Source organism: Maribacter sp. C-4077 (assembly GCF_055378385.1).
In genome coordinates this window covers 3,088,639-3,114,757 of sequence record NZ_AP038807.1, presented here as the reverse complement: position 1 = coordinate 3,114,757, position 26,119 = coordinate 3,088,639, and the positions used below count along the sequence as shown (strand labels likewise).

Here is a 26,119-nt window from a genome sequence, read left to right as displayed (position 1 = left end):
ATAAAGAAAACATACCTATGGGCGGCCCTTGTCTTGCTTATGGCAAGCTGTAAAACCAGTCAGAGAGCGGATTTGGGCGATGGCCTTTTCGCCGATATCAAAACCACCCATGGCGATATTATCGTGAAACTGGAGCATGAAAAAACACCAGTTACGGTGGCCAATTTTGTATCCTTGGCCGAAGGCAACAACCCTTTTGTTAGTGAACAGTTCAAAGGGCAAAAGTATTATGACGGACTTACCTTCCACCGTGTGATGAAGGACTTTATGATACAGGGTGGAGATCCATTGGCTACGGGTACCGGGAATCCGGGCTATAAATTCATGGACGAGTTCAACGACTCTCTCATCCATGATAAAAAAGGGATACTTTCCATGGCCAATTCAGGGCCTGCGACCAACGGAAGCCAGTTCTTTATCACCCATGCTCCTACCCCATGGTTGGATAACAGGCACAGTGTTTTTGGTGAAGTTGTAGAGGGTCTGGAAGTGGTGGATTCCATCGCAGGCGTACAGGTATCCCCCGGAAATAATAAGCCTTTGGAACCCGTAAAAATGAATACCATTGAAATCATTCGTAATGGAAAGGAAGCGAAAAAATTCGATGCCGTAAAAATAATGACAGAGTATTTTGACGGGGAGGAAGAACGTCTTGCTGCCATTGAAAAGGAAAAAGCCGCAAAAAGGGCCGAAATCGAAAAAATGAAATCGGAGTTCTCATCCACTTTGGAAACTCAAAAGCAAGAGGCAAAAACCTTGGAATCCGGTCTAAAAATTCTTGTTTTGAACGAAGGCGCTGGCGAAAAACCCGCAGTAGGCCAAAAAGTTGGCGTAATGTATGCCGGTTATCTGGAGGATGGTACTTTGTTTGACAGTAATTATGAAGAAGTTGCCAGAAAATATGACATGTTCGATGAGCGACGTTTACAGGGAGGCGGCTACATGCCGATACCTATGGACTACAGTCCAGAATCACCTTTAATCGCCGGTTTCAGGGAAGGTCTTTTAAGCATGAACGTTGGGGACAAGGTACGTATATTCATACCTCCACATCTTGGATACGGAGCGCAGGGGTCTGGACCCATACCTCCCAATTCAGATTTGGTGTTTGATTTGGAGATTACGGGAATACAGGAATAGTACATGTAAAGACCTGACAGGTTTTAGAAACCTGTCAGGTCTAAAAAAACCAAACCCGTCACGTCCTTAAAGGTATCTGACTTAGTACCTCCAGTAAAAACTTCCAGAATTTCTGTACGGAGGAGATGCTTACGCGTTCATCGGGAGAATGGGCCCCTTTGATGGTGGGTCCAAAACTGACCATATCCATCCCCGGATAATTTTGTCCTAATATCCCACATTCCAGTCCGGCGTGACAAGCAACCACATTGGGTTTGGCATCAAAAAGTGTTTTATACACCGATGTGACAGTCTTGAGTATTTCAGAATCCATATTGGGATTCCATCCGGGATAGGACCCAGAAAATGTAACCGAAAAGCCTCCAAGTTCAAATACCGATTTTATTGCATTGGCCAAATCCATTTTTCCGGATTCAACCGAAGACCGGGTCAAACAACCAATCTCTATCGTGCCATTGGCAACGGTCACATTTGCCACATTGTTGGACGTCTCCACCAAATCTTCCATGTTGGCACTCATTCGGTAAACCCCGTTATGCAGCCCATAAATAGTTTTTAATAGCTGCTCCTGCTGTTCCAATTCCATCAATTTTTCAAAAGGATGAATGACTGTATCAAAGCAAATATCGAGTTTCGGTTCCACCACCGCCAATTCGGTTTTGATAGCTTGTGCTTCGGTCTTCAATTTTTCCAAAAATGCGGGCAGCTGGTTTTCGTCCACATTTAACAGACATTCGCTTTCCCTGGGTATGGCATTTCTAAGGCCCCCACCATGTATTTCAGAAATCCTAAAATCGTATTCATTACCTTGGAACAACAACCGATTCATTATTTTATTGGCATTGCCCAGACCCTTGTGGATATCCATACCGCTATGGCCCCCGGCAAGTCCTTTTACGGTAATTTTCAGGCCGACTTCCCCCGATATTCTAGGAGTCTGATTATAAGATTTGGTTGCTGTGACATCAATGCCCCCCGCACACCCAATATCGATTTCATCGTCCTCTTCGGTATCCAAATTCAACAGAATTTCTCCTTGTAACAGACTATCCTTTAACCCAAAAGCTCCCGTCATCCCGGTTTCCTCGTCTATGGTGAACAAGGCTTCCAAAGGTGGATGCGCAATTTCCGTGGATTCCAACAAGCTCATAATGGCAGCGACTCCCATACCATTGTCGGCTCCCAAAGTGGTACCCTTCGCTTTCACCCAATCACCGGCAACAAACATTTGAATCCCGGTATTCTCAAAATCGAAGTCGGTTTCCGAATTTTTCTGGTGCACCATATCCAAATGGGACTGAAGGGTGACGGTTTTTCTTTGTTCCATACCAGCTGTTGCAGGCTTCCGGATAATGACATTTCCAACGGCATCGGTCAAGGTTTCTAGCCCCAATGAGTTTCCAAAATCGACCATAAATTGAATCACCTTTTCCTCCTTTTTGGAAGGTCTGGGAACCGCATTCAATCTTGAAAAGTTCTTCCAAACGTTTTTGGGTTCTAATTCGAGTATCTGGTTTTTCATAAGATTGAAATTTTTCAGTAAAAATACATACCATAAAATCAAATCCCTATTTTTGAAATCATGAAGATGTCCTTAAAAACCGTAATCGCGGTTTCCTTGATTCCCCAAATTATGCTTGTAAAATGGTTGGGCCAAAACACAGATTTCATAGAATCCTATTACAGCATGGGGCTGTATCCCCATATATCCGGATTTTTCAGATGGCTCTTTGGTTGGATTCCTTTTTCCGTGGGCGACCTACTCTATTTCCTTCTAATATGTACAGTCATTTTTTACTTATACCGACGATGGACCTTTATCAAAACACAAAAACTGAAGTTTCTAAGGGATGTGCTGATGGTGCTGTCCATTGCCTACCTGACATTCCATCTGGTATGGGGATTTAATTATTATCGCAGACCGCTATCGGAGAAATTGGGTTTGACCGAAACCAAGGATTATCAAGAATTATTGGACTTTACGGAAAGGCTTATCCAAAAAACAAATTCCATACAAGAATATGTGGTTGGCGATACCCTTGAAAAAGTGAACATTCCCTATTCCCAAAATGAAATGTTTCAAATGAGCATTGAAGGTTATCATGAGCTTGCCAAGGAATTCGGTTTTTTGGGGTACGAACATCCAAGCGTGAAAACCTCACTTTTTAGCACCGGACTCACCTATATGGGCTACGCGGGTTACTTGAACCCATTTACCAATGAAGCCCAGGTAAACGGCATCCTGCCCAATTTTAGGTTTCCCATTGTCACCGGACACGAAATTGGCCATCAATTGGGTTATTCAGCCGAAAATGAGACCAATTTCATTGGATACTTGGTAACATCAAAAAACAAGGACCCCTATTTTCAATATGCAGCATATGCTTATGTCATGGGATATTGTCTCAGCGATGTACGGCGTGGAAATAGAGAAACTTTCGACCGAATGTTCCAAAAACTCAATCCAGGTGTCCGGGCCAATTTTGAGGAAATGGCCCTGTTTTGGGAACAATATGAAAACCCCTTGGAACCCGTATTCAAATCGATCTTCAATTCCTTTTTAAAGGCGAATAATCAAGAACAGGGTATTAAAAGTTACAACGGGGTGGTTTCCCTTGTGATAGCCTATCACAAAAAATATCCGCTTTAGAATACAGGCAATTTTAAAATTAGCTTACCAAAACGAGTAAAACCTTTAGCAATTTGATACTATTTATATCAATTTGTTATAAAATTTTCCAAATTTTAATAGCTGTATTCAAAGTCACACAATTTGGCCGTTTTAAGTGTTAAAAAAAACTAAAATCATCGGATAGCAATGATTAAACCTTACTTTTAAAAGGACTAATCAAACGAACTCAAAAATGAAAAAACTTATTTTTTCACTATGCCTATTTTGGTGTAGTGCCCTACTCTTTTCTCAGGATTACTTCCCTGAAAGCGAAGGCGTGAAAGCGAACAACAATAATTTTACGGCCTTTACGAACGCCAAGATTTTTGTGACCCCTACCGAAGTCATTCAAAAAGGAACGCTGCTCATCCAAAACGGCAAAGTGGTCAATGTTGGCGCATCCGTAACACTACCACAAAATACAATCGTGGTGGATTTAAACGGTAAATCAATATACCCTTCCTTTATAGACATCTATTCCAAGTTTGGGGTAGAACAACCAAAGCGAAGCAGTGGTGGCAGACGTTCCCCGCAATTTGAGCCCACTCGGGAAGGGTTTTACTGGAACGACCATATCATGCCCGAAAACGATGCCATTGGCAGTTTCAAGTATGACGAAAAAGAAGCGAAGGAATTGATTGAAGCGGGTTTTGGTGCGGTGAATTCGCATATCCATGATGGAATCGCTCGGGGTACTGGTGTACTCATCGCCCTGAACAATGCGGGTACAGATGCCAACAGGGTACTGGATGATAGATCCGCCCAATATTTTTCGTTGGAAAAGAGTGTTACCAAACAACAGTCCTACCCCACCTCCCTAATGGGTGCGCTAGCCTTGTTGCGCCAGATGTATAGTGACGCAAATTGGTATGCAAACGGAAATGCATCCACAACGGATCGATCCTTGGAGGCATTAATAAAAAACAAGGGACTGGTCCAAATCTTTGAGGCCAAGGATAAGGGCAACGACCTACGTGCCGATAAAATTGGGGACGCCTATGGTATTCAATATACCATTCTAGGCGGTGGAAATGAGTTTGAGCGCATTGATGAAATAAAGGCCACCAACGCCAAGTTCATAATCCCCTTGAATTTTCCGGATGCCTATGATGTTTCCGACCCTTATCAGGCAGGGTATGTATCCTTGGAGGATATGCGCTACTGGAACCAGGCCCCCACCAATCCGAAAGTGCTGGCCGAAAATGGGGTCACTTTTTCCCTGACACCCTACGAACTAAAATCCATGTCAAAATTCAAGGATAACCTGATGAAGGCTATAGAATATGGCCTACCCAAAACAAAGGCCCTAGAGGCGCTAACTACGGTTCCTGCCGAAATATTGGGAAAATCAAATGTACTTGGAACCCTAAAAAAAGGGGCGCATGCAAACTTCCTGATTACATCGGGCGATATTTTTGACAAGTCCACGACCCTTTATGAAAACTGGGTACAAGGGAATAAAAATAGCATCAACAATAAGGACATCACGGACATACGGGGTGACTATACCCTGACTACCGAAGGTAAAACCTATGATATTTCCATAACTGGGGAACTCGCAAAGCCCAAAATGGAGGTAAAGCTGGATACCGTAAAACTGGATTCAAAAATATCCTATGAAAATGATTGGCTGACCTTTTCTTTTTCCGCCGATAAAGGTGCCAAAACCTACCGGATGATAGGAGCGGTGCTTCCGGATACCGACAATCTTTCCGGCAGGTTGATATTGCCGGACGGAACGGAAACCTCCTTTATGGCCAACAAAAAATCAGGTTTTGAGGAAAAATCCAAAGATGACAGCGATGCTTCCGATGCTCCCAAGGTAATGCCAGTTACCTTTCCAAATGTGGGCTACGGCTATACCTCCAAACCTAAGCAGGAAAATTTGTTGTTCAAAAATGCCACGGTCTGGACCAGTGAGGAAGCGGGAATTTTGGAAAATACGGACGTGTTGGTCAAAAATGGAAAAATCGCTAAAATAGGCACCAATTTGGGAGCCAGCGGCGCCAAGGTCATCGATGCCACAGGCAAACACCTAACTGCCGGAATCATTGACGAACACAGCCATATTGCGGCACTTGCCGTCAATGAAGCAGGTCATAATAGCTCGGCAGAAGTGAAAATGGAAGATGTTGTAGATCCTGAACATATGGGAATTTACCATAGTCTGGCGGGTGGGGTTACTTCGATTCAGTTATTGCACGGTTCCGCAAACCCTATTGGGGGTCGTTCGGCCATCCTAAAATTAAAATGGGGTGAGGAAGCGGATGGTCTTATCTACGATAACTCCCCCAAGTTTATAAAATTTGCCTTGGGCGAAAACGTAAAACAGTCCAATTGGGATAGCTACTCCCGTTTCCCGCAGACGAGAATGGGCGTGGAGCAGGTGTTCATGAACTATTTTCAACGTGCCAAAGAGTACGACGAAAAGAAAAAAAGCGGACAGCCTTATCGTTATGATGAAGAAATGGAAGTATTGGCAGAAATTATCAATGGTGAACGGTTTATTTCATGCCATTCCTATGTACAGAGCGAAATTAATATGATGATGAAAGTTGCGGAGCACTTTGGGTTTAGGGTCAATACCTTCACACATATCTTGGAAGGATATAAGGTAGCCGATAAAATGGCCGAGCACGGTGTTGGGGCAGGAAGCTTTAGCGATTGGTGGGCCTACAAATACGAAGTAAAGGATGCCATTCCCTATAATGCCGCCATCATGCATTCACAAGGTGTCACGGTCGCCATAAATAGTGACGATCGCGAAATGATGAGGCGTTTGAATCAGGAAGCGGCCAAAACCATCAAATACGGAGGTATGACGGAACTCGAAGCTTGGAAAATGGTGACCATCAACCCGGCGAAGCTCCTTCATCTGGATGACCGTGTGGGTAGTATCAAGGAAGGAAAGGATGCTGACCTTGTTTTATGGTCCGGCAATCCATTATCAGTGTATACGAAAGCCGAAAAAACCATCATTGAAGGTACCACTTACTTTGATTTGGAAAAGGACAAAGCCCAGCGGGAAGCCATAAAAAAAGAACGCAACGAGTTGGTAAAAATGATGTTGGAGGAGAAAGCCGGAGGCAAAAAGACCCAAGGTCCAAAACAAAGTGTAAAACAAACGTTCACTTGTGAAACGCTTTAAAATTCTAAAATCGAAAATACCTAGTAAGATGAAACGAGCATTAAAAAATTTTAAAAATTTCTTCATAAATGGGAATGTTTAAAATTTTTAATGAGAGAACGAGTACAGCGAGTGGTTGCACACGTTCTTAATTTTATAATTTATTTATTATCAACTAATTACTAAAATTTAAACGTGTGAAAAATATATTAATACTACTACTGGCAATAGCAACATATTTGCCAGTATCGGCACAACAGACACCTGCCGCTAAGCAGACAGAAGCTATTACCATAGAGGGAGCTACGGCCCATTTGGGAAATGGCGAGGTCATTGAAAGTTCATTGATCATGTTCGAAGATGGCAAACTCACCTTTGTGGGGGATTCCAAAATGAAGATTGCCCGTAAAGGCAACATCATAGATGCCTCAGGAAAACATGTCTATCCTGGATTCATTGCCCCGGCAAAAACCTTGGGACTCATCGAAATCAATTCCGTTCGCGCTACGGACGACCAAGACGAGATTGGGGAACTAATTCCCCACGTGCGGAGTCTCATTGCCTACAATGCGGAATCCCAGGTGGTGGAAAGCATGCGGCCCAATGGTGTTCTGCTTGGACAAATTGCCCCATCTGGCGGAAGAATTTCCGGTACCTCCTCTATAGTGCAGTTCGATGCTTGGAATTGGGAGGACGCAGCCATCAAGGTAGATGATGGCGTACATTTAAACTGGCCAAGAAGTTTCCGCCAAGGACGTTGGTGGATGGGCGAGGAAAGAGGATACCAACCCAATAAGGACTATAGCAAAGATGTTGAAACGGTAGTTACGTTCCTCAAAAATTCCGTGGCCTATGGCAAAGGAAAACCTACGGAGATGAACCCCGCCTTTGCCGCAATGCAGGGTGTTCTGGATGGAACTCAAAAAATGTATGTATATGCCGATGGGGAAAAGGAAATCATTGATGCCGTAAACACATTAAAAACCAACGGAGTCAAGGAAGTTGTATTGGTAGGAGGATATGAAGCCTACAAAATAACCGACTTCCTTAAAAAGAACAATATTCCCGTTTTGGTTCAGTTTACCCACAATCTTCCCGTTTTTGATGACGACGATTATGACCTTCCTTACAAACTTCCCAAACTCTTGGTGGACAGTGGCCTGTTGGTTGGTCTACAAAACAACGAAGCGTCCAATTTCCAAACCAGGAACTTGCCTTTCTATGCTGGCCAAGTGGGGCAACAGGGATTGGATAAGGAAAAGGCCTTACAGTTGATTACCGGGAATTCCGCTAAGATTTTGGGCATTGATGATAGTTATGGTACTCTGGAAGTTGGTAAAAGTGCCACACTTTTTATTTCGGAGGGAGATGCCTTGGACATGCGCACCAACCAGTTGACCCATGCGTTTATTGATGGTAGGAATATTTCCCTTGAAACTCACCAAACCGAATTGTGGAAACGATACATGGGCAAATATGAGGGGGAATAAATCGTTTCCAAAAAGATAAAAGTGTACATTTAAGTCGGTAGGTATCGACTGAATTGGAAATGAACCAAATAATAACAAAGAGGCCGTCTAAAAAGACACGACTCTATTCATATGTCACATCGAGCGCAGTCGAGATGTTTCTGTCGACCTTTCTACTGCGCTCAAGAGGACAGAAACTATAATCAATCTAATTACTAGATTAGGAATCTGATTATAAAAGTGTACATTTAAGTCGGTAGGTATCGACTTTATTGTTAGCGAATTAAGTATCAACAAAAGCTCGGTATGCTATCGGGCTTTTTTGTTTGTGTAAATAACAACCTTCCGTATGAAAAAAATAATCTTCTTTGGTCTATTGGTTTTGTTTTCCTGTAAGAAAAACAAAACATCGGAAAATGGGTTAGAATTGGCGGGTCTTAAAGAACCCGTAGAGATAGTGCGGGACCAATGGGGCATCAACCACATTTACGCCAATAACCAACATGATCTTTTCTTCGCCCAAGGCTATGCGGCGGCGGCCGACCGACTTTTTCAGTTCGAAATTTGGCGTAGACAGGCAACGGGTACCGTGGCGGAAATTCTTGGAGAACGTGAATTGAAGCGGGATATTGGCACCCGACTCTTCCAGTTTCGGGGAGATATGGAAACGGAAATGAACCACTATCACGAGGATGGCGTAGAAATCATAACTGCTTATACCGATGGAGTGAATGCCTATATTGACGAAGTGTTGCAAAATCCTGATAGCCTTCCCATAGAGTTCAGGATATTGGACATACTTCCCCAAAAATGGACGCCAGAGGTGGTGATATCAAGACATCAAGGCCTGTTGGGAAATATCAATGATGAGTTACAAATTGGTAGGGCGGTCGCAAAAATGGGACCGCAAATGACTAAGAAATTATTTTGGTTACACCCCAAAGATCCTGACTTGACCATTGACAAAAAAATTAACAAGGAACTTCTGTCCCAGGATATTTTGGAGCTTTACAATGCCTATAGAAAATCGGTAAAGTTCGCCCCGGAGGATATCCAACCCGAATACAGAGGCCAAGAAGTGGCCAACCTTCTTATCGAAAATCAGGAAAAAAACAGGGATTCCCTGTCTATTGGGAGTAATAATTGGGTAGTTAACGGTAGCCGCACCAAGGATGGCAACACCTTTATGGCCAATGACCCCCACAGAACCATTGCGGTACCTTCCCTGCGCTATATGGCCCACTTGGTCGCTCCGGGTTGGAATGTTATTGGCGGAGGGGAACCCGAAATCCCGGGTATATCAATCGGACATAATGAATATGGAGCTTGGGGATTGACTGTTTTTGAAACCGATGGTGAAGACCTTTATGTGTATGAACTCAATCCTGAAAATCAGAATCAGTATAAATACCAAGGAGCATGGGTGGATATGAAAACCATTCAGGAAACCATTAAGATAAAAGGGGAAAAAGACACCATTGTCAATCTACACTACACCCAACATGGCCCAGTGACCCTAATCGATATAGAAAACCACGTTGCCTATGCCGTTCGTTGTGCTTGGTTGGAGCCTGGAGGCTCCCCGTACTTGGCATCCTTACGAATGGACCAGGCCAAAAATTGGGAGGAATTTCGGGAAGCCTGCAACTACAGCCATATTCCAGGGGAAAATATGGTCTGGGCGGACAAAGAAGGGAATATCGGCTGGCAAGCCGTTGGCATTGCCCCTATCCGGAGAAATTTTAGCGGTTTGGTCCCCGTACCCGGGGATGGAACCTATGAGTGGGACGGTTATCTGCCCATTGTTAAAAAACCGAACGACCATAACCCTGACAAAGGCTTTATTGCCACCGCCAACCAAAATGTTACCCCACCCGATTATGAACATTGGGATGCCATTGGCTTTTCATGGTCGGATCCTTACAGGGGTAACAGGATCGAAGATGTTTTAAGTAGTAAATCGGACTTTACCATGGAGGATTTTAAAGCCTTACAAACCGACTTTCTTTCCCTACCTGCAAAGGAACTTGTTCCCTTGCTAAATAAAATTACGTTGGACGGTACGTACCAAGAGGCCAAAACGAAATTGGAGGATTGGGATTTTACGTTGAACCCGAATTCCATTCCCGCGGCCATCTATGTAGCTTGGGAGGATTCGTTGGCAGAAATGATGGAAGATTTGGTCATTCCCAAAGAAGCAAGACATATTGTGACCTCGTTGCAACTTAAAACAATCATTGAATATGTTTCACATCCTAAAATAGTTTTTGGGGGCGATACAGAGGAAAATAGAAACGAGTTATTAAAAAAGTCCTTTCAACAAGCCATCGATGACCTGGAAAACAGATTGGGCGCGGATATGGAAAAATGGCAGTACGGTCAGGCAAAAAACAAACACGTATATATCGAGCATGCCTTGGGAAAGGTTGTTAACCAAGCTATGCGTGACACCCTTTTCAATCTAGGCCCTTTGCCCAGGGGCGGCAGCGGCACCACACCGGGATCAACGGGAGGCAATATGAACCAGTCGAGCGGTGCCTCCTTCCGGATGATCGTAAATACCGGGGACTGGGATGCCGCACAAGCTACCAATGGACCGGGGCAATCCGGCAATCCAGAGAGTCCTTTTTATAGCAATCTGTTTGAACCTTGGGCCAAGGATCAGTATTTTCCTGTCTATTACACTAAGCAAAAGGTTGATTCCGTCGCTGTTGAACGTAAGAGGTTTCTACCCTTTGATAATTAGTCAGAAACGTTCAAAAATTATTTAATGTCGTATTTGCACAACTTTCAATGAGGTAGGGGAAAATTCGCCTGAAAGAAAAAAATTTTTTTAAAAATAAATGGTTTCCATTATCTAGTTGCCCATCTTGTACCTAAATACGCCATTGGCAAATAGGCTCCAACCAAATCCAAAATGGTAAACCATACTGGCCCGTTCAACATTGTGATATTAATTATCCCTCCAATCAAAAAGAAAACCCCAATTATCAAACCTATGGATAAAGGACGTGCTGCTGCGATTTTGGCGGCTACAAATGCACCGACCAAAGTTCCTAATGCGTGAGCGAGAAAGGGAAATATAAAGTGTTTTGGTTGAAACAAGTGTATTGTCGCTTTCAATCCTTCCATGGTTGTAATATCTCCTCCCTCCGGCGGCGGTATTATAGAACCGCTAATCATGACAATACCCATATTTACGATGCTTCCTACTAAAACTCCCGTAATTACTGCTAATATATTTTTAATAATGGGGTTCATATTTACTTTTATTTAGGAATGAATGATAATCGTTTACTTTATAGCAAAACCAAGATAACATTTTATGTTCATTCCAATAATAAGAGATTAAATAGTAATCTTTTGCAAACAGCAATTTCAAAGTTTACCTTGTGGAAATAAAAGATACCAGCTCACCTTTTGTATATTTTAAATCTCTTGGTTCTAGGCAAATAAAGCCATCGGCACGGGACAAGCTTGTTAAATCACCGGAACCATTCTCCACCACCGGTGTAACCTGTAGGCAGCTGTCCTGCCAATGCGTACTTACCTGAATGAATCGGGTCAAGGGAGGTTTAATGTCCAGTTCAACGGTCAATTTGGCAAATTGATTTTCTATTTTGATTCCCCAGGAACGAAACAGCCACGGCAAAAAATATAAATGATAATTGGCAAAGGTCGATACCGGATTCCCGGGGAAGGAGAATATAACGGTATTGAATTCCTTATGGATCCCGAACCAAAAGGGCTTTCCAGGGCGCTGCGCCACCCGGTGAAATAGCTGCTCCACACCTAGAGTTTCCATCACTTCCGGTATAAAGTCGAACTTACCTTTTGATACGCCACCACTCAACAGCAGGACATCATTTTCACGCAAGGCGGATGAAAGACCATCTTCAATACTTTTTTTATCGTCCAAAAGATGTAAGGAACTTCCCTCGATTCGCAAATCGGATAAGGCCGATACCATCGTAAGACTGTTTGATTTTCTAATCTGATGGGGTTCCGGTAGTACATCAACATCCACCAATTCATTCCCTGTAGCGATGCTGCATACGCGTGGGACCTTTTTCACCAAGACATTCGATTTTCCCACTGAGGCCATCACTCCAATTTCGGCAGGGGTTATTTTGGTTCCTTCCGACAATATTTGGGTTCCCTTGCTTTCGTCGCTCCCTTCACAGTGAATATTCTGACCCTTGGTAACCGTTTCATTGATGGTTACACGATTATTCTCAATGGTTAGATGCTCGTACATTATGACCGTGTCCGTGTGCTTGGGCAATACTGCACCCGTCATGACTTCGATACAGGCCGTTTCATCTTGAAGGGTACATTGTGCCATACCAGCACTGGCAATGTTTTCAATACGCAGTGTTTCAACTTTGCCTATAACGGCATCAAATTGGATAGCAATTCCATCCTTGGTTACGCGGTCGAAAGGAGGGAAATTCCTGTCAGCATAAATGGGTTCGTCTAAATACCGACCCATACTATCCATCAACGGTACGTGTTCACTCCCTAAATTCAGGGGATGTTCCAATACCTTTTGCAATGCTTCCTTAAATGTAATCACTGTTGTTTATTTTTGGCTTTTGGTTGTTGGTTGTTGGTTGTTGGTTGTTGGTTGTTGGTTGTTGGTTGTTGGTTGTTGGTTGTTGGTTGTTGGCTAATGAAATAATTTTTACCTCTTAACTCTGCATTCTTCGCTGTAGCCTTTAGCCTTTAGCCTTTAGCAAAAAAAATCATTTTTCATTTCAATTTTTCACTTTTCGTTGTTCGTTTTTCGTTGTTAGTTGGTGGTTGTTCGCTTTTAGTTCAAGTGACATTTCACTATTTCACTATCCAACTATTTCACTAGAATTCAAGGTTCAGATTTGAGGTTTAACTTCATTCTAAAATCTATATTCTTACTTCTAAATTTCCATTTTTCACTTTTCACTTTTCATTTTAAAGGACACCGAATCCATTTACCAAAAGCACCCTAATTCCCACAATCAGGACCAATAGTGCCGTTACCCGTTTGATACCGTTCGCGGAAAGTCGCTTCAAACTGATACGTATTCCCAACTGACCTCCCAATAGCACGGCAATTCCAAGACATAGGGTTTCCAACCAAGGGAGGAACAAGGAATCACTTGTTACCAATCCCATGAGTCCCGATACCGAATTGACCAAAATAAAGAAACTGGCCAAGGCCGCTATTTTAATGGCCTTGTCCCAACGTAAATGGTTTAAGATCGGTGCCAGGAATATACCCCCGCCAATTCCTACCAAACCCGATAGAAAACCTATTCCGGCCCCTAAAAAATAGCTCAGGTAACCCGGATATTTTTTGGTCTCCGGTACCGACTTTGCCCAATTAAAGGTTTGCAATACCAAAAAGGTTGCCGAAAGAATCAAGGAGATACCCAGAATAATAAAGAATATATTTTCCTTTAAGCGGAACGACGCTCCAAGAAAGGCCAAAGGAATACTAGTAATTATAAAAGGGAGAAAATCCTTCAACTTGGCGTGTCCGTTCTTAAAATAAAGATAGGTGCTCCCAGAAACCACCACCAGATTACAAATAAGTGCAATGGATCGTATTGCAAAAAAACTTCCTAAAAATAGGGTTAAGAGGGCCAGGTAACTGGATCCACCTCCAAATCCCACTGAAGAGTATAAGGTTGCCACCACAAAAAAACCGCAACATAAGAGTGCGAATTGCTCAATAGGTAGTTGCATAGGAGTTCAATTGGTTCATACCTCCGGCCACGTTGATATATTTTCCTTCCGGAGACAATTCCTGCAACATTAAAACAGCCTTCCTACTACGTATACCCGACTGACAAATAACATACACCGGTTTTTCAATGGCCACCTCCCCCGCTCTTTTTTCCAATTCATCCAATGGAATATTTTTAGCACCGTCAATATGCTTCCTATGGAATTCCCGCTCCGTCCTAACATCCAAAAGCAACACTTTTTTATCCTTTATAAGGTTTTGGATTCCAACTGCCTCAACGGACTCCAATACTACTTCGCAATCAAAATTATAAGAATCCTGGACCCCGTTTATTTTTAGATTGTCAGGATTTAGTCCGAATTTCATGCGTTGCATACGTTGCGACAGCGCATCATAGAGTAACAAAACCCCTGCTAGTACACCGCCCAGTCCGCAGACAATCTTTACAACTTCCAAGGCCTGTAAATTGCCAATAATCCCAGGAAGAATTCCCAGGACACCATGTTCGTTGCAATTGGGAACCTCATCGGCCTTTGGCATATTTGGGAACAAACATCGATATGTAGGACCATTGTTGTAATTAAAAACACTTACCTGTCCCTCAAAACCGTGCAAAGCACCATATACAAAAGGCTTTTTTTGAAGTACGCAAACGTCATTTATGAGATATCGAGTAGGGAAATTATCGGTAGCATCAACTACCACATCATAATTTTCAATAATTTTTTCGGCATTATCCGGTGCTAAAAAGGTTTTATAGATATGGATTGAAGTGGTTGTATTCTGTGCCGATAATCGTTCTTTTGCCATTTCCACTTTTGACTTACCTATCATGGCCTCCGTGTAGAGTACTTGTCTGTGTAAATTGGACTGTGAAACCAGATCGGCATCCACTATTCCCAAGGTGCCCACTCCCATGGCATTCAGATAGGTCAGTACCGGCACGCCCAGGCCTCCGGCTCCTACCACTAGAATCCTAGCCTTTGCCAAAGCCGCTTGCCCCTTTTCCCCGAAACCGGGTAAAATGGTCTGTCTATGGTACCTACCTTCCATTAGGCTTCCAGTTTTTGTACCGCTTCCTTATACTCCTCTTGGGAGTTGGCATTCAACAAAACTTCCGGTCTTTTAGGAAATACGAGCAGTACATCATTATTAATCAAAAACTTTCGGGGACAGGTACCATTGCCCGCTTCCAAATAGGCTATCGAAGTTCGTAAGGCTTCCGGCTCCCAAATAGCGCACAAAGGTTCGGGTAGCGGATTTTCCCTTTGTGCAAAGGCGGTGGCCATCTTTTTGGTGTCCCTTTTTCCTATCAATTCCATGAGGGATTCCTTATCAATCAAAGGAAGGTCACATGCCAAAACCAACCATGCAACACCTGGGTATTCCTTATGTGCCGATAACAATCCATTGTAGGGACCTCGAAATTCGTCTTTATCCAAAATGGTATTGAGCGTGGGCGGAATGTCTCCTTGCTGATCGTGCCGAACACTCATAAAGGTTTTGTCGCAAACAACCTCCAAAAGGCGGTACAAATGTTCCCTTTGTGGCACGCCGTGATAGGAAATCAATCCTTTGTCCTGACCCATCCGGGTGCTTTTCCCTCCGGAAAGCACCAATCCATAAATCTTATCGTTCGTAGTCATTTTTTCCTCCTGATTTTCTTTCTAACTGTATCGTAGAAATCACAATATCCTGGGACAATGCCTTGCACATATCATATAAGGTCAAGGCGGCCACGGAAACGCCGGTAAGTGCCTCCATCTCCACCCCTGTTTTTCCATCGCACTTTACGGTACAGGTAATCAGAAATTGATTATCGTCCGGAACGATGTCCACATCTATTTTTGTCAGGTTGATCTGATGGCACAATGGAATCAATTCCGATGTCTTCTTGACTCCCTGTATCCCTGCAATCACTGCAGTCTGCACGATGCTTCCCTTTTTTCCCAAAAAGTCCTGCTGTTGCAATTCTTTAAAAACTTCCGTTGGAAATAGTACCCTACCAGAAGCAATGGCAATTCTTGAACTTACCTGTTTTTCCGAAACATCTACCATTTCGGCATTACCGGATGCATTGATATGTGATAATTTATTCTCCATGGCTTACCCTCCAATCGATGTCATGGAATTGGAAAAGACTTCCCGATATTTTTCTTGGGCCTCAAAACCGGTTTTTGCCCTACTGCCAACAGCTTTCAAAATTTGTTCTTCCACTTTGGATTTCGCATTTTCACTTCTCATAATGTCCCTTAGGTTTGCGCTGGGTTTTGCATACAAACAGGTAATAACATCGCCCGTGGCCGAAACCCTGAGTCGGTTACAGGTACCACAGAAAGTCCTGCTAAACGAAGGTATCACCCCAAAAGTTCCCATATGACCGGGTATCTTGTAATTTATGGAAGTGGAAGTGCTTGGTGATTCCAGATTGTAGAAATCGGGATGGGCTTCCCTAATATGCTCCAGTATTTTTTTGTAGTCCCAAGTTATTTTTTGGAAGGTTTTTGAACCTCCATTAAAGGGCATTTCCTCCAAAAACCGAACCGATACCGGATAGTGCTTCGCCAGCTCCAAAATGGGCAGAATGTCCTGGGTATTTTGTCCGTCAAGGGCGATAAAATTTATGCGTACGTTGAATCCTTCACTGATCAAACGAATCAGGTTGTTATGGACCGTATCGTATTGGTCCCTGCGAGTGATTCTCTCAAAAGTTGCTTTATTGATGGCATCCAGGCTCACATTGATATTTTTGATGCCCAAGGATTTTAGCTCATCGATATACGGCCCTATCAAGGTTGCGTTCGTGGTTGCCGAAATATCCTTTAAACCATCCAACTTTGCCAAGTATCTTAGCAATTCCATCAAATCCTTTCGCACAAAAGGTTCGCCCCCGGTAATCCTGATTTTATCTATTCCCTGACCTACCAAAATACTGCTCAGTTTTTTCAATTCTTCAATGGTGAGCAGTTTATCGTTTTTGGCAAAGTTGATGCCTTCCGCGGGCATGCAATAGTTGCATCTGAGATTACAACGGTCCGTAACCGCCAATCTTAGGTAATTTATTGTTCTATTATGATTGTCTATCAACATATTCCTTCAATATACGCTTTAGCGTTGCCAATGCAAAATGGCCAACAGTCGGTTGGTTTCTCTTCCTTTTCATGGGTGGGCAGAAACCCAGACCGATTTATTTTTGAACAGTTCCTTTTTCCATATGGGAACCGTTTCCTTTAAGGTGTCGATTAAGAACCGACATGCTTCGAAGCATTCCAACCTGTGTGCCGATGAGGCTCCTACAATGACCACCGCATCTTGGACCTCTTTCTTCCCGACCGCATGTTTGATGACCACTTTGTTCAACTTCCATTGCTCAAAAGCTTTATCCGCCAATTTATCCATCTCCTTCAAAGCCATGGATTCGTAGGTCTCAAACTCCAGCGCCATCACTTGCTCGTTATTGGTAAACTCCCTGACAGAACCTACAAAGACGCAGATGCCACCACTGTTTGGATGGGATAATTCCTGATACACTTTGTTGGTATCCAAATCTTGTACTATTTCAATGATCTTATTCATTAGCCTCCACTTACGGGCGGAATTATCGCCACCTCATCATTTGATTTAAGCTGAACATCATCGGATGCATATTCGCTGTTAACGGCTATTGCCAAGGAGGTCAACTTCGAAAATTCGGGATATCTTTTTTTTAAGGCTTGTTTTAGCTCCGCCACAGAATTCGGGGCATCTTCCCCAAAATCCATGTCCAATTGGGATGTTCCAACAATATCCTTTGCAATTCCAAAAAAAAGTAAATCCATTTGACCCAATTTGTCCAATGGGCATGCCCATTTTACCTGAACCTCTAAATTACTTATTATTCTGGAAGAACCTAACGAATCAAAGGCCTATTTAACCTTTCATTAAGTTTGAAAAACACAAAATCAATCTTGGGATTTTCCTTCGACAAAAACCCCGGCTTCGGGCTTTGCATAATATTCATTGGGCTTGGGTTCCTTGCTTAATTCCACATTCTCAAACTGCACGGTATTTCGTATTTCGCCCATCTCCCTGCCTTCATAGGCAACCCAAGAAATCGATTTAGGCAAAACAAGGTCGTCCACTTTCTGCCAGTCATCATACCGAATCCATTTTATAGTATCCGAATCCTCACCAGTTCTATAGGTTACCGTATAGCCCAACCAAGCCATTTGAAAAGTCTCCGGGTCGTAATGAAGGTAATACTCGTCCTTGGGTGACGTACCAACACCTGAATCATAGGTAACGCTTATCCCGGGAAAGGATTTGCCATCCACTAGTAAATCCGCTGTATCCCCATAGTTGATGCCTTCATCGCCCAAAACAAAGGGCATTGCATAAAAATAGAACATAAGGTTGTGGTAAAATACAGGGTCACCTTGATAGTCTCTTTCCAGATCCGCGAGCCAAACCTTGGTACCATCGAAACCCATTTGAACAGCACCCATGGTAACCAAATCCATTCTTTTTGGTAGATCCACAACATGGATTTCATGGGTCTTTTCTTTCCCTATTTCATAGGAAAGCGTTTTGTATTCCTTCCATGCCCCATACGTCCCATGGGCATCAAATATGCGTTCTAGCGCTCCCAGATACCTGCTTACTACGTTACTTGTCTCGGTAGTTTTACCCATGGTTTCATTGGTCTTCTTCTCTTTGGCAGCCTCTTTACAGCCCATCAGCATAAGAAGCATACAGATTGGTACTAGTTGTTTTATCATTTTTCAGGAATTAGTTTTTAAGTTGGTCGGTCATACCATGTTTAGTTAACAGATTAAATTATTTTTGTTGCCGATGAAGGACATAAAACTCATTAGCAGCCTACAAAACCCACTGATAAAAAAGGCCCTTTCACTAAAGGAAAAATCCAGGGAACGAAAGAAATCCGGACTTTTCGTACTAGAAGGAAGAAAGGAAATTGAACTCGCGATCCATGGAAACTATACCATTGACACCTTATTATTTTGTCCGGAACTAATCTCATATGATACGTTGGAGACTTCCTTAGAAATAGAGAAGGCTTCTTTGATTTCGGTTAGTCCCGAGGTTTATGGAAAATTGGCGTATAGAAATACGACGGAAGGCGTTATCGCCATAGCCCAAGCCAAGAACCACAACATGGAAGGGGTTTCGTTTCAAACCAAAAACCCCTTGATCCTTGTAGCCGAGGCCCCAGAAAAACCAGGGAATATTGGGGCTCTCTTAAGAACGGCCGACGCCGCAAACCTGGATGCCGTCTTTATCGCTAATCCTAAAACGGATCTTTACAATCCGAATATCATTCGGTCAAGTGTAGGATGTGTTTTTTCAAGAAAGATTTTTATGGCAGATACGGCTACCATCATCTCAGTTTTAAAGGAAAATGGCATTGCCCTATATTGTGCCTCACTTTCCGCTTCCAAACCTTACACGGAGATCGACTTCAAAGGGCCCACAGCCATTGTTGTAGGTGCGGAGCATAGCGGACTCAGTGAAGAATGGCTTTCAAATTCCACTCAAAACATTATCATTCCCATGGAAGGCGCCATCGATTCCATGAATGTTTCGGTATCCGCGGCAATACTTATCTTTGAGGCGAAACGTCAGCGATTGTAATAACAAAACCAAAATTCGTTCGTTAATTTCAAAAGTCTTTATGGACCACACCGTTGTTTTTTATTGTATTCTGGGAATTCTCATAGGGGAATTTGTTGTTACCACAATATTAAACTATCTCAATGCCAAGAAATTTAGGGATCCCATACCTGCGGATGTACATGATGTCTACAATCCGGAAGAGTACAAAAAATCACAGGAATATAAATTGGCCAATTACAGGTTTGGCATTGTAACCTCTGTTTTTTCACTCGTATTGATTGTCGCCTTTTTGGTTTTTGGAGGTTTCGGTTTTGTGGATACCATCGTTATGGATCTTACCAACGACCAAATCCTACAGGCCCTGCTGTTCTTTGGATTCATTATGATCGGCAGTGATTTTCTGGCTACGCCCCTATCTTATTACCAAACTTTCGTGATCGAGGAGAAGTTCGGTTTTAACAAAACAACGGTGAAAACCTTTCTGTTGGACAAGCTTAAAAGTTGGTTAATGACAATTGTCATTGGCGGCATTCTTTTATCCCTGGTCATTTGGTTTTTTCAGTTCGCCGGCAAAGGCTTTTGGCTTTACACTTGGGCATTGATCGCCGTCTTTACCCTCTTCATGAATTTGTTTTACAGCAAATTGATCGTTCCATTGTTCAACAAACAGGAACCCCTGGAGACCGGTTCGTTAAAGGAAAAAATAGAGGCTTATGCGAGCAAGGTGGGCTTCGAGCTTAAAAATATTTTCGTGATCAATGGATCAAAAAGATCGACCAAGGCGAACGCCTACTTTTCCGGGTTTGGAAAGGAAAAAAGGATAACGCTCTACGACACCCTCATCAATGATTTGGAAGAGGACGAGATTGTGGCCGTTTTGGCGCATGAAATTGGGCATTACAAAAAGAACCACATCATCTTTAATTTGATAACATCGGTTTTACTTACGGGCTTTATGCTCTTTATCCTTTCATTATTCATAAACAACCCTAGTATTTCCTTGGCCGTTGGGGTTGACCGACCTAGTTTTCACGCGGCGCTGATCGGTTTTGGAATCCTGTATAGTCCCATCTCTGAGCTTACCGGTCTTTTGATGAATTATTTTTCTCGGAAATTCGAATATCAGGCGGACGATTTTGCAAAAAACACCTTTGCGGCACCTCCCTTGATCACTTCCCTAAAAAAGCTTTCAAAAAACAGCTTGAGCAACCTCACCCCCCACCCTACCTATGTTTTTGTCCATTACTCGCATCCACCGTTGGTGGAAAGAATCCGAAATTTAAAGGCATAATTTTTGTTGTCTAACAGCTAGGATTGTGCTAATTTTAATCAAGTATGACACAGGCTGCATTAGAACAAGAGAACAAGTTAATCGCACAGGAGTACAAGGAACTTCTTCGTATCAGTTACCAAACCTTAACGGATGACGATAAGAAATTGATTCGAAGTGCCTTTGAAGTTGCAGTGGACGCACATAAGGAACAACGGAGAAAATCCGGTGAAGCTTATGTGTTTCACCCCATTGCCGTGGCCAAGATCGTTGCTTCGGAAATTGGTTTGGATGCTGTAAGTATTGCCTCAGCCCTTTTGCATGACGTTGTGGAGGACACACCGTACACACTGGACGATATTGACAGGATGTTCGGGGAAACGGTGGCACGTATTGTGGACGGCCTCACCAAGATATCCCACCTAAAAAAGGATATGAACATCTCCCAACAAGCGGAGAATTTTAGAAAAATGTTATTGACCCTGAACGACGATGTTAGGGTCATCATCATAAAGATTGCCGATCGCTACCACAACATGCTCACCATGGATTCCATGCCGGAGCACAAACAGGTGAAGATAGCCTCCGAAACCTTATACATCTACGCTCCGTTAGCGCACAGAATTGGGCTTTACAACATAAAGACGGAATTGGAGGACCTGAGCCTAAAGTATACGGAACCTGAGGTTTATTATGATATCAAAAGCAAAATAGAGGAAAGCAAAGAGGAGCAACAGGCATACATAGATGCCTTTTCTGATATCATAGACAATTCCCTAAAACAGGAAGGGCTCAATTATTACATCAAAGGCCGTATGAAATCCATTTTCTCCATGCGGCGTAAAATGAAGACCCAAAATGTAGGTTTTGATGAAATCTATGACAAGTTCGCCATCCGTATCATTTATAAATCCGATGCCAAGAACGAAAAGTTTTTGGCCTGGAAGATATACTCCATCGTAACCGATCATTTTACACCCAACCCGGTTCGCTTGCGGGATTGGATATCCTCTCCAAAATCAACAGGTTATGAAGCTTTGCACATCACCGTGATGGGGCCTAAAGGAAAATGGGTGGAGGTACAGATACGAAGCGAGCGCATGCACGAGATTGCCGAAAAAGGGTATGCCGCACATTTCAAGTACAAGCACGGCGACCAAAAGGAACAGGGAATCGAGGTCTGGCTGAACAAACTTCAGGAGGCCTTGGAAAATTCCAATTCAAACGCGGTGGATTTTGTGGAGGAGTTCAAACTGAACCTTTACTCCAAAGAAATCTTTGTATTTACCCCAAAAGGCGAATTAAAATCGCTCCCCAAAGGAGCGACACCACTGGACTTTTCTTTCAACATCCACACAGAAGTGGGTATGCGGACCCGTGGTGCCAAAGTCAATGGTAAATTGGTACCGCTAAATACGACGCTGCATAGTGGAGACCAAGTAGAAATCATTACATCGGAACAGGCGAAACCCAACCAGAACTGGTTGGATTACGCCACCACTGCGAGGGCCAGGGCAAAGATCAAATCGGTTTTACGGGAAGAGAAAAAATCAGTTGCGGAGGAAGGCAAGGAGATACTCCGAAGAAAATTAAAGTCGCAAAAAATTACCTTGAACGAGGATTCCATCAATAAGATGGTGACTTTTTTCAAGCTGAAGACGAGTTTGGACCTGTTCTACAGGGTGGGTATCGGTTCCATAGACAATCAAATGATTCGTGATTTTGCATCTTCCTACAGCAATGCCTTTATCAGTTTCTTCAAAAACAGGATCAGAAGGACGCCGGCACCGGAGGATATCGACAAGGAGGAGATTACCTCCAAATACGATCTTTTGGTCTTTGGCAAGGAAGAGGAAAAATTGGATTACAAGCTGTCACAATGCTGCAACCCCATTCCCGGTGACGACGTTTTTGGGTTTGTGAGCGTATCCGAAGGCATCAAGGTGCATAAAAAGAATTGTCCCAATGCCATTTCCTTACAGTCTAATTATGCCTACCGCATCATCAGCGCGAAATGGGTAGATTCCACGCAGGAAGAATTCAAGGCCGATATTCAGTTAACCGGCATCGACAATCTTGGACTGGTCAGTGAGATTAACGAAGTAATATCGGACAACATGCACGTAAACATGCGCAACCTCAACTTTAGCACAGACGGCGGCACCTTCACCGGAAGAATTACCGTAGTCGTAAAAAACAAGGGTATCCTGAACAAGCTCACCGAGAACCTTCAGCAAATAAACGGCATAGACAAAGTAACCCGACTATAGAGTTTTACAGTCATTTTAAATTTGGAATTTGACACCCTATTTGCATAGTCGGAAAAGAGCATTTTAGCCCTTTGGATTTCGATTTTGACCGCTAACAAGGGCATGGATAACATTTGATAAATTCTTGAATGGGCTCTTGGAAAGGAATAAAAATTTAACTGTACCTTTGTACATTAACTTTATTTGTATGGCTTCCGAGAAGAATCAGGAAATAGTGAAAAATGTCTTTACCACTTTTTTGGAGGAAAACGGACATAGAAAAACGCCTGAACGCTACGCGATCCTTCAAGAAATTTATGATAGTGAGGATCATTTTGACATTGAATCGCTCTACATAAAAATGAAGAACAAAAACTATCGTGTTAGCAGGGCCACTTTGTACAATACCATTGAGCTTTTATTGGACTGTAAATTGGTGCGCAAACACCAATTTGGAAAAAACCAGGCACAATATGAAAAGTCCTACTTTGACCGGCAGCACGATCATGTAATCCTAACGGATACGGGTGAAGTCATGGAGTTTTGCGATCCACGGATCCAGTCTATCAAAAAAACGATAGAGGAAGTATTCGATATAAAGATTAATACACATTCGCTCTATTTTTATGGAGTAAAAAATAATTCAGAAAACACAAATAACTAACCAAGCAAGTTTATTTTAAATGGCAGTAGATTTATTGTTGGGCCTACAATGGGGGGACGAAGGAAAAGGAAAAATTGTTGATGTACTCACAAAAAATTATGACATAATCGCCCGATTTCAAGGAGGTCCCAATGCCGGGCACACCTTGGAATTCGACGGTATCAAACACGTTCTACATACCATCCCCTCCGGAATTTTCCATGAAAATGCCATAAATGTGGTTGGAAACGGCGTCGTCATTGACCCTGTCATCTTTAAAAAGGAATTGGACAACCTAAAAAAGTTCAACCTGGACATAAAGACCATCCTGTTGATTTCCAGGAAGGCCCATTTAATATTACCCACGCACCGGTTGTTGGACGCCGCATCCGAAGCGGCCAAAGGCAAGGCCAAAATTGGCTCTACCTTGAAGGGAATCGGTCCTACATATATGGACAAAACGGGCAGGAACGGTATGCGCGTTGGCGATTTGGAACTGGACGATTGGAAGGAAAAATACCGTAGCTTGGCCAACAAGCACGAGGCCATGATCAATTTCTACGATGTGGACATTCAATATGACCTGGCAGAGTTGGAAGCAGAATTTTTTATGGCGGTCAAGGAACTTAAGGAACTGACCTTCATTGATAGTGAGGAATATCTGTACCAGGCCCAAAAAGCCGGTAAAAAGATATTGGCCGAAGGCGCTCAAGGGTCCTTACTGGACATTGACTTTGGAACCTATCCCTTTGTAACTTCTTCCAACACCACGGCGGCAGGAGCCTGTACGGGATTGGGAATTGCTCCCAACCAAATTGGGGAGGTCAAGGGAATTTTCAAGGCGTATACAACAAGGGTTGGAAGTGGCCCCTTCCCAACGGAACTGTTCGATGAAGTTGGTGAAACCATGGGACGGGTCGGTAATGAATTTGGGGCAACTACGGGAAGGCCTAGAAGGTGTGGTTGGTTGGATTTGGTGGCCCTTAAATATGCCGTTCGAATTAACGGTGTTACGGAGTTGATGATGATGAAGGGGGATGTCCTTAGCGGATTCGAAAAACTAAAGGTATGCACCGCCTACAATTACAAAGGAAAAAAAATCGAGCATCTTCCATTCAATATTGAAGCAGAAAACGTGACGCCTATTTACACTGAAATGGACGGTTGGGCAGAGGATTTGACCAAAATGGAAACAGAAGAGCAATTCCCTAAAGCATTAAAAGAATACATCTCATTTTTGGAAAAAGAATTGGAAGTACCAATTAAGATCGTTTCAGTGGGACCGGACAGGACCCAAACGATACATAGGTAAGAACATAGAATTCATAAATTTTAGAATAGCGATATTGACAAAAGTCAGTATCGCTATCCTTTTTTTATTAAATTACCAATCAAACCAAATAACTTACAAAACCAAAAATGACTAAGCTCAAGTTTCTCCCACTGCTTTTTATTTTAATCATCTCCTGTAAAACCGATAAAAAAGATGACAGCCCCAAGGAAACCGTTGAACAGGAAACATCGGACGAATGGATTGTGCTATTCGATGGTGAAAGTACCGAAGGATGGCGGGCCTATAACGGGGAGGAACTCCCACCAGGCTGGATCGCGAAGGATGGCGCACTCACTTTTGATACGGAATTGGGATTGGAACAGGATTACACTGGGGGAAAGGATATAATTTATGGTGCGGAAGAGTTCGAAAATTTTGAACTGTATCTAGAATGGAAGTTACCGGAAGGCGGTAATAGCGGAATTTTTTACCACCTAAAGGAAGGCTATGGCGGTCCCCCGGAAGTTGCTCCGGAATATCAATTGATCGATGATGAAAACTACGCCAAAATCCACGACCTTACCGAATACAACAAGAGCCTGGGCTACACGGAAAAACCGGAAGAACTGAAGCCGCTACAACAAACAGCTTCGGACTATGCCATGCACGCCGCAGATGCCAGCAAAAAAATACTGCATCCCGTAGGGGAATGGAACGCTACCAAGATTGTCTTCACCCCGGAAAAAGTTGAGCACTGGCTGAACGGCCAAATGGTACTGTCCTTCGTTCCATGGTCCGAAGATTGGTACGAACGCAAGAATTCGGACAAATGGAAAAATAGCGAGGACTACGGAAAATACAAAACGGGATATATCGGCCTTCAAGACCATTCCAGTCCGATCTGGTTTCGAAATATCAAAATCAAAAAATTATAGA

22 protein-coding genes are annotated in these 26,119 nt (G+C 43.0%); 11 read left to right on the top strand and 11 right to left on the bottom strand.

Annotation, left to right across the window (positions count from 1 at the left end; translation table 11 throughout):
- On the top strand, positions 1-1,140 hold the full coding sequence (locus tag ACZ41C_RS13445) for a peptidylprolyl isomerase (RefSeq protein WP_464565763.1): 1,140 nt from the start codon (positions 1-3) through the stop codon (positions 1,138-1,140).
- Between the two features lie 58 nt (positions 1,141-1,198).
- Here ACZ41C_RS13445 and ACZ41C_RS13440 read toward each other — a convergent pair whose 3' ends face one another.
- Positions 1,199-2,662, bottom strand: a complete 1,464-nt coding sequence (locus tag ACZ41C_RS13440; RefSeq protein WP_464562134.1) for an aminoacyl-histidine dipeptidase — start codon at positions 2,660-2,662, stop codon at positions 1,199-1,201.
- A gap of 66 nt (positions 2,663-2,728) precedes the next feature.
- Between ACZ41C_RS13440 and ACZ41C_RS13435 the strand changes: the two genes are divergently transcribed.
- From ACZ41C_RS13435 to ACZ41C_RS13420, 4 genes are all read left to right on the top strand, one after another.
- Complete coding sequence (locus ACZ41C_RS13435; RefSeq protein ID WP_464562132.1) at positions 2,729-3,790, top strand: DUF3810 domain-containing protein; 1,062 nt, start codon at positions 2,729-2,731, stop codon at positions 3,788-3,790.
- Between the two features lie 214 nt (positions 3,791-4,004).
- Complete coding sequence (locus ACZ41C_RS13430; protein WP_464562130.1) at positions 4,005-6,959, top strand: amidohydrolase family protein; 2,955 nt, start codon at positions 4,005-4,007, stop codon at positions 6,957-6,959.
- A gap of 176 nt (positions 6,960-7,135) precedes the next feature.
- A complete protein-coding gene (locus tag ACZ41C_RS13425; RefSeq protein WP_138259398.1) occupies positions 7,136-8,428 on the top strand; it encodes an amidohydrolase family protein in 1,293 nt (430 codons plus the stop codon).
- A gap of 328 nt (positions 8,429-8,756) precedes the next feature.
- Positions 8,757-11,153, top strand: coding sequence for a penicillin acylase family protein (locus ACZ41C_RS13420; RefSeq protein WP_464562128.1), 2,397 nt, complete (start codon positions 8,757-8,759; stop codon positions 11,151-11,153).
- Positions 11,154-11,260: 107 nt separating this feature from the next.
- Here ACZ41C_RS13420 and ACZ41C_RS13415 read toward each other — a convergent pair whose 3' ends face one another.
- The 10 genes from ACZ41C_RS13415 to ACZ41C_RS13370 form a co-directional block, all read right to left on the bottom strand.
- Positions 11,261-11,668: a hypothetical protein gene (locus tag ACZ41C_RS13415; RefSeq protein ID WP_154920793.1), complete on the bottom strand. Its 408-nt coding sequence runs from the start codon at positions 11,666-11,668 to the stop codon at positions 11,261-11,263.
- A 124-nt stretch (positions 11,669-11,792) separates the two neighbouring features.
- Positions 11,793-12,983: a molybdopterin molybdotransferase MoeA gene (locus ACZ41C_RS13410; RefSeq protein ID WP_464562126.1), complete on the bottom strand. Its 1,191-nt coding sequence runs from the start codon at positions 12,981-12,983 to the stop codon at positions 11,793-11,795.
- A gap of 374 nt (positions 12,984-13,357) precedes the next feature.
- Positions 13,358-14,134, bottom strand: a complete 777-nt coding sequence (locus ACZ41C_RS13405) for a sulfite exporter TauE/SafE family protein (protein WP_464562124.1) — start codon at positions 14,132-14,134, stop codon at positions 13,358-13,360.
- Complete coding sequence (locus ACZ41C_RS13400; protein WP_464562122.1) at positions 14,118-15,188, bottom strand: ThiF family adenylyltransferase; 1,071 nt, start codon at positions 15,186-15,188, stop codon at positions 14,118-14,120. Before ACZ41C_RS13400 ends, ACZ41C_RS13405 begins: the two co-directional genes overlap by 17 nt.
- Positions 15,188-15,781: a molybdenum cofactor guanylyltransferase gene (mobA, locus tag ACZ41C_RS13395; RefSeq protein ID WP_464562120.1), complete on the bottom strand. Its 594-nt coding sequence runs from the start codon at positions 15,779-15,781 to the stop codon at positions 15,188-15,190. The genes ACZ41C_RS13400 and mobA overlap by 1 nt, the downstream gene beginning before the upstream one ends.
- The gene (gene moaC / locus ACZ41C_RS13390; protein WP_464562118.1) at positions 15,765-16,238 is read right to left on the bottom strand and encodes a cyclic pyranopterin monophosphate synthase MoaC; all 474 of its coding nucleotides are present in this window, start codon (positions 16,236-16,238) and stop codon (positions 15,765-15,767) included. Before moaC ends, mobA begins: the two co-directional genes overlap by 17 nt.
- A gap of 3 nt (positions 16,239-16,241) precedes the next feature.
- Positions 16,242-17,225, bottom strand: coding sequence for a GTP 3',8-cyclase MoaA (moaA, locus tag ACZ41C_RS13385; RefSeq protein ID WP_464562116.1), 984 nt, complete (start codon positions 17,223-17,225; stop codon positions 16,242-16,244).
- A gap of 69 nt (positions 17,226-17,294) precedes the next feature.
- Positions 17,295-17,711 carry a molybdenum cofactor biosynthesis protein MoaE gene (locus ACZ41C_RS13380; protein ID WP_464562114.1) on the bottom strand — a complete coding sequence of 139 codons (417 nt, stop codon included), beginning with the start codon at positions 17,709-17,711 and terminating at the stop codon, positions 17,295-17,297.
- Complete coding sequence (locus tag ACZ41C_RS13375; RefSeq protein WP_138259713.1) at positions 17,711-17,953, bottom strand: MoaD/ThiS family protein; 243 nt, start codon at positions 17,951-17,953, stop codon at positions 17,711-17,713. Before ACZ41C_RS13375 ends, ACZ41C_RS13380 begins: the two co-directional genes overlap by 1 nt.
- A gap of 123 nt (positions 17,954-18,076) precedes the next feature.
- Positions 18,077-18,892 (bottom strand): DUF6503 family protein, encoded by an 816-nt coding sequence (locus ACZ41C_RS13370; RefSeq protein ID WP_464562111.1) that lies wholly within the window; start codon positions 18,890-18,892, stop codon positions 18,077-18,079.
- Positions 18,893-18,965: 73 nt separating this feature from the next.
- On the opposite strand from ACZ41C_RS13370, the gene ACZ41C_RS13365 reads away from it, so the two are divergent.
- From ACZ41C_RS13365 to ACZ41C_RS13340, 6 genes are all read left to right on the top strand, one after another.
- Positions 18,966-19,766: a TrmH family RNA methyltransferase gene (locus tag ACZ41C_RS13365; RefSeq protein WP_464562109.1), complete on the top strand. Its 801-nt coding sequence runs from the start codon at positions 18,966-18,968 to the stop codon at positions 19,764-19,766.
- Positions 19,767-19,806: 40 nt separating this feature from the next.
- A complete protein-coding gene (locus ACZ41C_RS13360; RefSeq protein WP_464562107.1) occupies positions 19,807-21,039 on the top strand; it encodes a M48 family metallopeptidase in 1,233 nt (410 codons plus the stop codon).
- Positions 21,040-21,083: 44 nt separating this feature from the next.
- Positions 21,084-23,288 (top strand): RelA/SpoT family protein, encoded by a 2,205-nt coding sequence (locus ACZ41C_RS13355; protein ID WP_464562105.1) that lies wholly within the window; start codon positions 21,084-21,086, stop codon positions 23,286-23,288.
- Between the two features lie 187 nt (positions 23,289-23,475).
- Complete coding sequence (locus tag ACZ41C_RS13350; RefSeq protein ID WP_138259708.1) at positions 23,476-23,931, top strand: Fur family transcriptional regulator; 456 nt, start codon at positions 23,476-23,478, stop codon at positions 23,929-23,931.
- Between the two features lie 19 nt (positions 23,932-23,950).
- Positions 23,951-25,222: an adenylosuccinate synthase gene (locus ACZ41C_RS13345; RefSeq protein ID WP_464562103.1), complete on the top strand. Its 1,272-nt coding sequence runs from the start codon at positions 23,951-23,953 to the stop codon at positions 25,220-25,222.
- Between the two features lie 107 nt (positions 25,223-25,329).
- Positions 25,330-26,118 (top strand): 3-keto-disaccharide hydrolase, encoded by a 789-nt coding sequence (locus ACZ41C_RS13340; protein ID WP_272637953.1) that lies wholly within the window; start codon positions 25,330-25,332, stop codon positions 26,116-26,118.
- The last annotated feature ends 1 nt before the right edge of the window (position 26,119 follow it).